The sequence below is a fragment of the Fundicoccus sp. Sow4_D5 genome (assembly GCF_052116365.1).
In the GTDB taxonomy this organism is placed as follows: Bacteria; Bacillota; Bacilli; order Lactobacillales; family Aerococcaceae; genus Fundicoccus.
Map to the genome: position 1 here is coordinate 423,488 of NZ_JBQKLF010000001.1, position 12,859 is coordinate 436,346.

At 36.7% G+C, this 12,859-nt stretch carries 11 protein-coding genes; 10 read left to right on the top strand and 1 reads right to left on the bottom strand.

Translation table 11 applies throughout. The features are described 5' to 3' along the window. Positions 1–152: 152 nt before the first annotated feature. On the bottom strand, positions 153–341 hold the full coding sequence (rpmB, locus tag ACTQ45_RS02080; protein WP_441750282.1) for a 50S ribosomal protein L28: 189 nt from the start codon (positions 339–341) through the stop codon (positions 153–155). Between the two features lie 410 nt (positions 342–751). Between rpmB and ACTQ45_RS02085 the strand changes: the two genes are divergently transcribed. The 10 genes from ACTQ45_RS02085 (at position 752) to ACTQ45_RS02130 (ending at position 12,741) form a co-directional block, all read left to right on the top strand. After that, positions 752–1,111: an Asp23/Gls24 family envelope stress response protein gene (locus tag ACTQ45_RS02085; protein ID WP_441750283.1), complete on the top strand. Its 360-nt coding sequence runs from the start codon at positions 752–754 to the stop codon at positions 1,109–1,111. Between the two features lie 28 nt (positions 1,112–1,139). Further along, positions 1,140–2,819: a DAK2 domain-containing protein gene (locus tag ACTQ45_RS02090; RefSeq protein ID WP_441750284.1), complete on the top strand. Its 1,680-nt coding sequence runs from the start codon at positions 1,140–1,142 to the stop codon at positions 2,817–2,819. Positions 2,820–2,975: 156 nt separating this feature from the next. Further along, positions 2,976–5,021, top strand: a complete 2,046-nt coding sequence (recG, locus tag ACTQ45_RS02095; protein ID WP_441762830.1) for an ATP-dependent DNA helicase RecG — start codon at positions 2,976–2,978, stop codon at positions 5,019–5,021. Between the two features lie 31 nt (positions 5,022–5,052). Beyond that, positions 5,053–6,048, top strand: coding sequence for a phosphate acyltransferase PlsX (gene plsX, locus ACTQ45_RS02100; protein ID WP_441750286.1), 996 nt, complete (start codon positions 5,053–5,055; stop codon positions 6,046–6,048). A gap of 180 nt (positions 6,049–6,228) precedes the next feature. Beyond that, positions 6,229–6,471: an acyl carrier protein gene (gene acpP / locus ACTQ45_RS02105; RefSeq protein WP_441750288.1), complete on the top strand. Its 243-nt coding sequence runs from the start codon at positions 6,229–6,231 to the stop codon at positions 6,469–6,471. Positions 6,472–6,550: 79 nt separating this feature from the next. Next, the gene (locus ACTQ45_RS02110) at positions 6,551–7,564 is read left to right on the top strand and encodes an ABC transporter ATP-binding protein (RefSeq protein ID WP_441762831.1); all 1,014 of its coding nucleotides are present in this window, start codon (positions 6,551–6,553) and stop codon (positions 7,562–7,564) included. Then, a complete protein-coding gene (locus ACTQ45_RS02115) occupies positions 7,564–8,526 on the top strand; it encodes an ATP-binding cassette domain-containing protein (RefSeq protein WP_441750291.1) in 963 nt (320 codons plus the stop codon). Before ACTQ45_RS02110 ends, ACTQ45_RS02115 begins: the two co-directional genes overlap by 1 nt. Before the next feature lie 2 nt (positions 8,527–8,528). Next, complete coding sequence (gene opp4B / locus ACTQ45_RS02120; protein WP_441750293.1) at positions 8,529–9,491, top strand: oligopeptide ABC transporter permease; 963 nt, start codon at positions 8,529–8,531, stop codon at positions 9,489–9,491. Positions 9,492–9,505: 14 nt separating this feature from the next. Next, complete coding sequence (locus tag ACTQ45_RS02125) at positions 9,506–10,438, top strand: ABC transporter permease (protein WP_441750294.1); 933 nt, start codon at positions 9,506–9,508, stop codon at positions 10,436–10,438. A 524-nt stretch (positions 10,439–10,962) separates the two neighbouring features. Further along, complete coding sequence (locus ACTQ45_RS02130) at positions 10,963–12,741, top strand: oligopeptide ABC transporter substrate-binding protein (RefSeq protein WP_441762832.1); 1,779 nt, start codon at positions 10,963–10,965, stop codon at positions 12,739–12,741. Positions 12,742–12,859 lie beyond the last annotated feature (118 nt).

Here is a 12,859-nt window from a genome sequence, read left to right on the forward strand (position 1 = left end):
ACTAACAAGAGCAATACACTATAATGGTAAGCGAATAAGCTATTGAAAACTTAATACAAAAAAAGCCAGTGAGCTGAGAAAATTCTCAGTATTCACTGGCTTTTACTTGTTTGGACTGTTAAACAATCCCTTACTCATTTAATCAATTAAAATTAAACACGTTCAACTTTTCCGCTTTTCAATGCGCGTGCAGAAACCCAAACTCTTTTAGGCTCTCCATCAACTAGGATGCGGACTTTTTGTAAGTTAGCACCGAAACTACGTTTCGAAGCGTTCATAGCGTGAGAACGTTGGTTACCTGATCTTGCTTTACGTCCTGAAAAATAACATACTTTAGCCATTGTTTATTCCTCCTTTTTCTTGCAGGAGCATTAACCTCTGCATTTCATACCAAAATAATTTACCATATTATAGACAGCAAATCAAGGTTGGAATCAAAAAAAGTTAATACCTTTCAATATAACGCTGATAATACAGCATTATTAATGAAATTTTAAAAAAGAACTTTGTGCTCATACCTATTTATAATCTAGTAGGATAACTTAAGAGTTTACTAAGATAAAGCAATTTGACATAACAAAAGAAGAGTAATTTAAAAATTACTAGGCTAATAGAGTCTTTTATGGTAAGTTATATGATGTTTGTGAATCCAAATAGTTTAAGAATATCTCAGTATTTGCTATTATTGATGCGTGGAAGGCACTTTTGTGCTAAAATAATGAAGATATAAAACTTTATAGGAGGACTTTAAATGGCTATAAATATTCAAACACCTAATGGACATATCTCGCTGACGACAGACGTTATTGCGACTGTTGTGGGAGCTGCCGTAACCGATAACTATGGTGTTGTTGGAATGGTAAGTAAAAGTTTCATCCGAGATAATATTACTGAAATTCTTAAAAAAGATAACTATGCAAAAGGTGTCGTTATTTCTCAAGAAGCAAATGAAGAAGTAATGGTCGATGTTTACATAGTAGTAACATATGGTACGAAGATCTCTGTTATTTGTCAGAATATTCAACAAACCGTGAAATATAACGTAGAACAATTACTTGGTTTTGAATTAAGTTATGTAAATGTTCACGTACAAGGAGTAAAGGTTGATTAATTAATCGACCAATCAAGGAGGACAAAAGTTGGAATTAGAAAAGTTAACCGCATCTCATTTTCAGGCGATGGTCATTGCCGGAGCGGAACGCTTAAGTGAAAACGTAGAATTAATTAATTCTCTAAACGTTTTCCCCGTGCCAGACGGCGATACAGGAACGAACATGAATATGTCATTTCAATCAGGGGTAGAGAACTTAAGGCAAACAAAGACTGAGCATGTTGGTGAATTATCACAAGCTCTAGCTAAAGGATTATTAATGGGAGCTCGAGGGAACTCTGGCGTTATTTTATCTCAAATTTTTCGAGGGTTTTCTCAAGCAATTAAAGACAAAAAAACTCTAAACTCAGATGAGTTTATGGCTGCTTTTGTCGGTGGAGTTGAATCAGCATATAAAGCTGTTATGAAACCAGTTGAAGGTACTATCCTAACAGTTGCTCGTGAATCTGCGATTCGAGGCGAAAAGAAAGCTAAAAAATCTCAGGATATTATTGAAGTGATGAGTTCTATTGTTAGAGGAGCTAGTCAATCCTTAGATAGAACACCAGATCTACTACCTGTTTTAAAACAAGTTGGAGTGGTTGATAGTGGTGGTAAAGGATTGCTCTGTATTTATGAAGGTTTCTTAGCCGCTTTAACAGGTGAAGTGATTATTGAAACATCAGATAATGTATCAAAATCAGAACACTCACATGCGATTTTTGAAGCTGATAACGATATTCCATTATCAATGGATGATATCACTTATGGTTACTGTACAGAAATCATGGTACGCATCGGTGAAGGTCCAACTGTGAAGAAATCATTTGATTATGATGAATTCCGTAATCTACTTAACACTAAAGGTGATTCTCTATTAGTTGTGAATGATGATGAAATTGTTAAAGTTCACGTACATACTGAAAATCCTGGTGAAATTATGCAATTAGGCCAAGAGTTTGGCGAGTTAATCAAAATCAAAGTGGATAATATGCGTGAACAAGTTCGTGGTCTAGAAGCTGAAGATAAAGCGATGCAAGTTGATAAGTCGGCTCTTGTACCAACTGAACTTAAACCATTTGCTGTAATTGCCGTAGCGGCAGGTGAAGGCATGATGGAATTGTTCAAATCAATTGGTGTAAATGAAGTGTTATCTGGAGGGCAAACGATGAACCCTTCTACAGAAGATTTTATTAAATTAATTGATCGAGTGTCAGCAGAGAATATCATAATTTTACCAAATAATAAGAATATTATTATGGCTGCTGAACAAGCAGCTGAAGTCACTGATAAACCGACAGTAGTTATTCCAACAACTACAATTCCTCAAGGAATTGCATCGATGTTAGCATATAACCCAACTCATTCTATTGAAGAAAACAAAGCGTTGATGACAGAATCTAGTCAAACAGTTGTAAGTGGTCAAATCACTTACTCAATTCGAGACACTGAAATCGATGGCGTATCAATCAAAAAAGATGATTACATGGGCTTAATCGATGGGAAAATCATATTGTCACAACCAAACATCGAAGCTGCTTTACTTCAGACAATCGAGCATATCATAAATGATGATATGGAATTAATTACCATTATTATTGGAGAAGATGGCGATAATGAATTAGCAGAATCGGTTGCAGAAAGAATAGAAGCGAGCAATCCAGATGTTGAGATTGAGTTCGTTCTAGGTGGCCAGCCAGTTTATCATTATATTTTATCAGCAGAATAATAATGTAAGAAGACGTTTATACCTGTAAAGCATTGTGTGTCATCTTGTAAATTTTAATGATTTTGTTAATTTACACCTTAGACTCTGCTGAAAGACACAGGTATAGGCGTTTTTTTCTATTTATCAGAGGAAGCGACATAAAAGGCGGTGAAGTGAGTGTCTCAAACGAAAAGTTGGTTAGACTCGTTAGTTGAACTAAAGGGCATAGGGCCGGTTAAGGTTCAACAATTTCAACAAATTGGTATTTATAATATAAGAGATTTGTTTTTCCATTTTCCCTTTAGGTATGAAGATATTCAGATTCGTGAAATAGAAACTATTCTTGATCAAGAAAAAGTAACTTTAAAAGGAAAAATCGTTTCAGAACCAGTTGTTCAGTATTTTGGACGCAATAAAAGTCGTTTAAATTTTCGATTTGCAGTAACAGATCACGATATTATTTCGGTCACTTTTTTTAATCAGCCTTACTTAAAAAACAGCATTCATTTAGGCGAAACAAGAGCAGTATATGGTAAATGGCAAAGCAATCAGCAGAATCTGATGGGAATGAAAATGATTAAACAAGCTGAAAATGAACAAGATTTCGCACCGATTTATCATACAACAAAAGGTTTAAGACAACCTCAGATTATCCAAGCGATTAAACAAGCATTCGAAGATTATTCAACTTTTATTCCAGAAATTATCCCCTCTTATTTAAATGATAAATACCAAATGCTGCCATTGGATCAGGCGTTATACCAAATGCATTTTCCAACAAACAAACAACAATCGAAACAAGCTCAACGGAAGATCATTTTTCAGGAGTTCTTTTTGTTCCAATGGCGGCTACAATTAGCCACACAAAGACAACATCAACTGAGTGGCACACGGATTCATTATGAAGTGGAAGAATTAAAAGAAGTGATTAAATCTCTACCTTATGATTTAACAAATGCTCAGAAAAAAGCAGTTAATGAAATATGTTTTGACTTAATGGCTAATTATCCAATGCGACGCATGCTTCAAGGAGATGTTGGTAGTGGTAAGACTTTAGTTGCTTTTCTTGCGATGATTGCGTCAGTTATTGCCGGCTATCAGACGTCCTTACTTGTACCGACAGAGATATTGGCCAAACAACATGTCAAAAGTTTTAACCGTATGTTTGAAATGATTGGTTTAAGAGCCGAGTTATTTGTTAGTGTGATGAACACAGTAGAAAAAAAGCAAATCATCGAGGGCTTAGCCAGCGGGCGTATTAGAATAGTCATAGGAACTCACGCTTTAATTCAAGAAAGCATTCATTTTAAAAATTTAGGTTTAGCAATTATTGATGAACAACATCGTTTCGGTGTAGGGCAAAGACAAGCAATGCTTAACAAAGGGCAAAGCGAACACTCAGTCAATTTGCTTCAAATGACTGCTACACCCATTCCAAGGTCACTCGCTTTATCTTTATATGGAGAATTAAGTGTGTCTACGATCGATGAACTACCGAATGGCCGAAAAGCGATAACGACTGTTCTAGCAGATGAAAAGAACATTGAATCTGTTTATGAAGCAGTAGAAGCAGAATTAGATAAAGGTCATCAAGTATATTATGTTTTACCATTGATCGAGAGTTCAGAACATATGGAAGAAATTGAAAATGTACTTGAAGTGGCAGAGAAACTGACGCAACGATTCTTTAACTATCAAGTCGATGTGCTACACGGCCAATTAGATAAAGGTCAGCAGCAATTAGTCATGGAACAATTTAGTCGTAATGAAACACAAATTCTTGTTGCCACCACAATGGTTGAAGTTGGTGTGGATGTTGCAAATGCTACAGTGATTGTTATCCAGTCAGCAGAACGTTTCGGACTTGCACAATTACACCAGCTAAGAGGTCGAGTAGGACGGAGTGACTTACCGAGTTACTGCTTCTTAATTGCCAAGCCAACAACAGAGCAAGGGAAAGCTCGGATGAAAATCATTGTCCAGCATCAAGATGGTTTCTTAATTAGTCAAGAAGATATGAAAATAAGAGGAATGGGTGATGTATTGGGGCGTAATCAAAGTGGTTTGCCACAATTTCATTATGCAAACTTGTTTGAAGATCAGCACATCTTGACTGTTGCACGTGAAGAAGTTAATGAGTTATTGAAACATCCAGAAAAACTTCTGGAGAGTGAACATAAAGCACTCGATCAATGGGTGGAGACCCAATTAATCGAAGCATGATAATAGGTTTGACTTATAGAGGAGGATATAAATGGTAACAATCGCAATCGATGCAATGGGTGGAGATAATGCTCCAGCTGCAATTGTCAATGGTGTTAATTTAGCCGTTCGTACTTATGAAGATATCCAAATAAAATTATTTGGTGATGAGGCACGTATCAATGAATATCTTGAAGCTCATGATAGAGTTGAAGTGATTCATACCACTGAAATTATTTCAGGTGAGGATGAACCAGTTATTGCAGTACGTCGTAAAAAAGAATCTTCGATGGTAAGAGCAGCTAAAGCCGTTAAAGAGGGTGAAGCGGACGTTTTACTTTCTGCAGGAAGTACAGGTGCCTTGTTAGCGAGTGGGCTACTGATCGTCGGACGAATAAAAAATATTGACCGACCAGGCTTAATGCCAGTCATTCCGACGATATCTAAAGAACACCCTCAATTTATTTTGATGGATGCAGGTGCTAATGCAGATTCTAAGCCGATTAATCTATTACAACACGCTATTCTAGCTTCTCAGTATGCCCGTGAAGTGTTAGAAATAGCTAAACCACGTGTTGGTCTGTTAAATAACGGGACTGAAGCAGGTAAAGGAAATGAACTAACTAAAGCTGCCTATGACTTGCTTGCAAACGAAGAGAGTATTCATTTTATTGGTAATGTGGAAGCGAAAGAACTATTAACAGGTTCATTAGATATTGCAGTAACGGATGGATTTACAGGCAATGCAGTGTTAAAAACTCTTGAAGGAACCTCTAAAAGTGTTTTCAGAGCAATTAAAGGGGCATTTACCGAAGGTAATATAAAAACTAAATTAGGGGCATTAATGATTAAAGAGGCGTTAGCTGATTTAAAAGATAATTTCGATGACACTAAAGCAGGTGGAGCTGTAATGCTTGGAGTAAAGGGTGCGGTTATTAAAGCGCACGGCTCATCTAATGAAGAAGCAATTTACAATGCGATTCGTCAAGCAAGAAAAGTGACACAAACTGGTGTCATTCAAAAAACGATTGATTTTTTTGAGGCTTAATATTATTTGTAATTCATAGATTTCTTGCTATAATGGTGAAAGGCTTTATTCAGATGAGATAAAAACTTATCCATTTGCAATAAAAATTTAAAAAACATAGACAATTTTCACTATTGACTGTAAAATGTGTAAGTATATTGAAAAAGATTAATACACGTGGGGAGTATGGGAGGTGTTGTTATGACCCAAGAACAAACTATATTAGAAAAAGTAAAAGAAATGATTGTCGATCGTTTCGGCGTACAAGAAGATAAAGTTACTACTACGATGACCTTTGATGACTTAGGTGCTGATTCTCTAGATGTTGTTGAATTGGTTATGGAGTTAGAGGATACATTTAATATTCAATTTGAAGATGATAAAATTGAACAGTTATCCAATATTGGGGATGCTGTAGATTATATCGAAGAACTAAAAAAATAAGTAACTTATAGATAAACTGTCATAACTTGTCACAAGTGAAGTCATGATAGTGTCAGTACAAACGAAACGGAGGTACGAAATGGAGAACAATAAAGTTCTATTAGAAGTCAAAGACTTACATACTGGCTTTAGAATTAAAGATTCATATTTTGATGCTGTAGACGGCATTTCGTTCACTTTATCAAAGAATGAGAAATTAGCGATAGTTGGTGAATCAGGCTGTGGTAAAAGTACATTAGCAACAAGTATTGTAGGATTACACAACCGCCTAAACACACGCATCACTGGAGAAATCATTTATAATAATGATAACCTAGTGGATTATGACGAAACGCAATACAATCAAATTAGAGGCAATGATATAGGGATGATCTTTCAAGATCCATTAGCCTCATTAAACCCACTAATGACGATTGAAGCTCAAATTGATGAGGCTTTATACTACCATACAAAATTAAATAAAAAACAACGTCAAGATCGTGTATTAGAGTTGTTAGATCAAGTAGGGATAGCTAATCCTGTAAGAATGGCAGCGCAATATCCGCATGAATTATCAGGTGGGATGAGACAACGTGTTATCATCGCCATTGCTTTGGCATGTAAACCGCCGATTATCATTGCAGATGAACCTACGACAGCGCTAGATATCACTATCCAAGCACAGATTCTAGACTTATTGAATGACATTCAAGATGAAACTGAATCTGGAATTATTTTGATTACACATGACTTGGGTGTAGTAGCTGAAACGGCTGATCGTGTTGCGGTAATGTATGCGGGACAGTTCGTTGAGATTGCTCCTGTTGATTTAATCTTTAACAACCCAAAACATCCATATACTCGTTCATTGCTACGTTCAATACCTCAGTCTAATGAAATGGCTGATGATGCGAGTGGCGAATTACACGTTATTCAAGGAGTAGTACCACCTTTAACACGCTTACCACGTAAAGGTTGTCGTTTTGCTTCACGTATCCCATGGATTCCTGCAGAACATCACGAAGAAAACCCTACTTTGCATGAAGTGGAACCAGGACACTGGGTACGTTGTACTTGTCATGAACACTTCCATTTCGAAGAGGAGGGACATTAATGTCAGAATTTATTAGAATAGAAAACTTAAAAGTTCATTATCCTATTCGTAGTGGCTTCCTTAATCGTGTAACCGATCAAGTAAGAGCGGTAGATGATGTGAGTTTAGTTTTTGAAGAAGGAAAAACTTACGGTTTAGTTGGTGAATCTGGATCAGGTAAATCAACAATTGGTAAAGCGATTATTGGGTTAGAAAAAATTACCTCAGGTAATATTTATTACAATGGTGAGGAAGTCTCTAAACAAGCACGTAACCGTCGATCAGAGTATCGTCGCAACGTTCAAATGATTTTCCAAGATGCTTTATCAAGTTTTAACCCGAAGCGTCGTATTAGCGATGTATTAGCAGAACCTATGCGTAACTTTTCAAACTGGACACCAGAAGAAGAACGTCGCCGCAGTATCGAATTATTAGAAATTGTTGGTTTGACTGAAGATGCATTAAACAAATATCCACATGAATTCTCAGGTGGACAACGTCAGCGTATTGGAGTTGCACGTGCAGTAGCTATCAACCCTAAATTAGTGATTGCTGATGAGCCGGTTTCAGCCTTAGACTTATCCGTTCAAGCACAGGTTTTAAACTTTATGAAACGTATCCAAGATGAATACAATATTAGCTATTTATTTATTTCTCATGACTTGGGTGTTGTTAAACATATGTGTGATGAATTAGCGATTATGTATCGTGGTCGCTTTACAGAGTATGGTAAACGAGCAGATATTTATGAAAATCCGCAACATATTTATACTAGACGTCTCTTATCAGCTATTCCGCAAATCGACCCAACAAACCGTGAATCCCATAAATTGGATCGCTTACGTGTTGAAAAAGAATATCAACAGAATGCAGCTAAATATTATTCTGAAGAGGGTCGAGTTTACGATTTGAAAGAAATTTCAGATTCCCATAAGGTCGCTTTGAAAGATGTTAGCTCTTTAACAGAAGGAGGCGTGCGTTAATTATGTGGAAAACAATACTTCGTCGAATCGTTTTAATGATTCCACAAATTTTCATTTTAAGTATTCTTGTATTCGTTCTGGGTTCGCTTATGCCAGGGGATGCCTTAACAGGTTTAATCGATCCAACGATATCAGCAGAACAAGTTGAAGCAATGCGCGAAAAGTTAGGTTTAAACAAACCAATGCCCGAACGCTATGTAGACTGGATAACGAATGCGTTACAAGGGGATTTTGGACGTAGTTGGCAACATCGTCAACCGGTTCTATCAATTATTGGACAAAGAATTTGGCCAACATTATGGTTATCATTATTAACAGTCATTTTAACTTATGCACTTGCTTTACCTTTAGGTTTATTAGCAGGTCGCTACCAAAACACGTGGTTAGATAAAGGGGTTAACCTGTATAACTTTATTAGCTATTCAGTCCCATCATTTGTTTTAGGTCTTTTAATGTTATGGTTATTTGGTTATACATTAGGCTGGTTCCCAACACGTGGAACGGTAGGATCAAGTGTTTCACCTGGAACGGTGGACTATATCTTCTCACGCTTTAACCACATGATTTTACCAGCAGTAACATTAGCACTTCTAAGTACAACAGGTACAATTCAGTATTTACGTACTGGGGTAGTCGATGCTAAGACTCAAGATTATGTTCGTACTGCTCGTGCAAAAGGTGTACCGGAATCTAAAGTATACACTCGTCATATTTTCCGTAACTCTATGTTACCAATTGCCGCATTCATGGGTTATACGATTACTGGATTAATTTCAGGATCTGTCATTACTGAAACAATCTTTACTTACCAAGGGATGGGCTTACTGTTTATTAGTTCTATTAATAACCGTGACTTCTCAGTCATGACAGCGCTAGTTCTATTATTCGGTATGATGTCATTATTGGGTACGTTATTGTCAGATATCATTATGGTGTTTGTCGATCCACGTATTAGAATAAACTAGGAGGAGGCGATAAAATGGTATTAAATAAACAAGAAGTAGATGCTCAAACAACTGAAGTCGTACTTGAAGAGAACCATGAAGGCGCTCCTCCAGTCGGTTTTGAAATCATTCGTCGTGAGTTTGCTAAAGATAAAGTCGCACTAACTGCTTTTTTAATTCTTTTAGTAATCGTTTTAGGGGTAATCTTTGCATCGTTATTTATAGATTTAGATAAAGCAACGACTGTTAATATCTTTAATCGTTTTACACCACCAGGTGAAGATGGTTATTGGTTAGGAACTGACGAGGGTGGACGAGATGTATTTGCACTCCTAGTTGTAGGAGCGAGAAATTCCTTATTCATCGGTTGGACTATTACAATTTTTACAGCCATCATCGGAATTATGACCGGAATTATTTCTGGATATTATGGCGGTATTGTTGATGATATCATGATGCGAATTGTTGACTTTATCATGGTGTTACCACAACTAATGATTATTATCGTTGTTGTAACAATTGTTCGTTCATTCAACGTATGGACTTTAATTTGGGTACTAACAGCTTTTGGTTGGGTTAGTCAGACACGTCTATTTAGAACCGCAACATTAAGTGAAGGATCTAAAGATTATATCAGTGCTTCTAAAACATTAGGAACACGCGATTGGAAAATCATGTTTATCGAGTTATTACCAAACTTGAGCTCATTGATTATCACTAACTTAACACTAAGTTTCGCAGCAAACATCGGGATTGAAACAGGGCTAAGTTTCTTAGGTTTTGGTTTACCGGTAGGTACACCAAGTTTGGGTACTTTAATCGGTTACGCTAATAACCCAGATGTTATTGAGAATAAGACATGGGTATGGTTACCAGCGGTCATTCTTATGCTAGTACTGATGTTATGTATTAACTACATTGGTCAAGCGATGCAAAGAGCTGCTGACAGTAAACAACGTAGAGGTTAATCTAAACTAAACACCCAAAAGGGGCAGAAAAGGGCAACTGTAATAAGTTGTTTACCTTTTCTGTCTCTTTTTTTGGGGGAACGAAAGATGTCATACGAAGTGATAATTCTATCCTTAAAATTATTCACTACTTTCGACTGAAAGGATTGGCGATATGAATTATTAAAAAAACAGGTCAATATTGTAAGAATATAATGACGAACTATTAACTAGTTGTGAGTTAACATCGTTTTAGAAAATCTTTTAACATATTTAAATACTTATAAAATAGCCATATGCAGACTAATTCACAATGAAAACTAAGCAAATACATAGTCCCAAAGCCTATTCCAATAAATATAACCTGGAAAAAGGCTGTATAAATTATGATAATTGGAATCGCTTAAATAAGAATTGCACTCATTTAATTATCATAAAATTGAATGTTTTTTAATAAAACTCTTGATAATCACTTAAGAAAACGTTATGATATATTTATGTAATGGCATTCACGCCAGAACGTTTAATTTATTTGGAGGGATATTATGAAAAAAACATTAAGAAAACACTTTTCACTAGCAGCAACAGCCTTTACTCTAGGTTCTGTTCTAGTTGCACCAACATCAACTTTTGTATCTGCACAAGAAGATGGTGAAGAAGGCGTATTAAACTTTGAGACTGCTGTCACTCATGAAGGCGAAGCGATTGAAGGTGGAACGTTACGTTACGCATTAGTTGGAGATCCATTTGCAGGCGTATTAAACAATATGCTTTATACAGGTAATCCAGATGCGAGCATCATCGGTTTCTTTAACGATGGGTTATACGGTTACGACTCAAGTTTCGCAATCGACAACTCAGGTTTTGCTGATATCGAATTTGATGTAGATAACAAACAAGTAACGATTTCAATTCCAGAAGGAACTTCTTGGGATGATGGCGAGCCACTAACGATTGATGATGTAATTTTCCCTTACTATGTAGTAGGTCACCCAGATTATACTGGTGTACGTTACGGAGAAGACTTCCAAAACGTTGTAGGTATGACAGAATATAACGCTGGTGAAGCAGAAGAAATTTCTGGTTTAGAGCGTATTGATGACTATACATTAAGAGTAACATACATTAACTTTAACAACTCTATGTTACAAGCTGGTGGTGGAGTTTCTTCTTATATTGAACCTGAGCATATCTTAGGTGAAGTTCCAGTTGCTGAATTAGAAGATCACGAAGCAGTTCGTACGAATCCAGTTGGTTTCGGACCATTCCGTGTCACTTCAATCACTCCTGGTGAAGCTGTAAGCTTTGAAGCTAACGAATACTATTACTTAGGCCAACCTGAAATTGACAACTTAGTCATTGAAGTTGTTAACGCAACATCAATTGTTGCTGAGTTAAAAGCTGGTAATTACGACTTAGCGACATTACCTGCTGACCAATACGATACTTATAAAGATGCGACTAACTTCTCAGTAATTGGTCAAATCTCTAATGCTTATACATACATCGGATTCAAGCAAGGTTCATGGGATGCTGAAGCTGGAGAAGTGGTTCCAGACGACTCTAAAGTAACGTCAAGCAAAGCATTACGTCAAGCAATGGCATATGCGATTGACAACGATGCAGTTGGTGCAGAATTCTATTCTGGTTTACGTCAAAACGCTAACTCATTAATTACACCTAACTTTGAAGCTTACCATAACTTCGATCAAGAAGCTTATACATATGACCCAGAGAAAGCTAAAGAAATCTTAGCTGAAGCTGGCTTTGTGGATGGCGATGGCGATGGTTTTGTTGAAGACTTAAATGGCGAGCCATTTACTTTAGGTTTCGCTTCAATGTCAGGTGGAGAAGTTGCTGAGCCATTAGCACAATACTACATCCAAATGTGGGGTGAAATTGGCGTATCTGTCGAATTAGTTGATGGCCAATTAATGGAATTTAACTCATTCTATGACCGTGTTGAAGCGGATGATCCTGCAATTGATATCTACCAAGGTGCTTGGGGAACTGGTGGAGATCCAAACCCAACTGGTTTATACGGACGTACATCTGCCTTTAACTACCCTCGTTTCGCATCGGAAGAGCATGACGCTTTATTAGAAGCCATTAACTCAGATGACTCATTTGATGACGAATTCCGTGAGAACGCATTTAACGAGTGGCAAGCATACGTACACGAAGAATTGCCAGTAGTACCTACTTTATTCCGTTATGAATTAGTAGCTGTTAATAATCGAGTTTCTCAATACGATTCTGAAATTGGTTCAGACTTAGATTGGACACAAATCTCATTAACTGCTGACTCTCCAGTAGCTGAGTAATTTAATGTAACTTTAAACGAAGAGCCTCCTTGTGGGGCTCTTTTCATTTATTATTGGATAAAGCTTTTTAACCGAGTCGTTTTTAGGTATACTAATAAGTGCTAAATGTCAGTCTTTT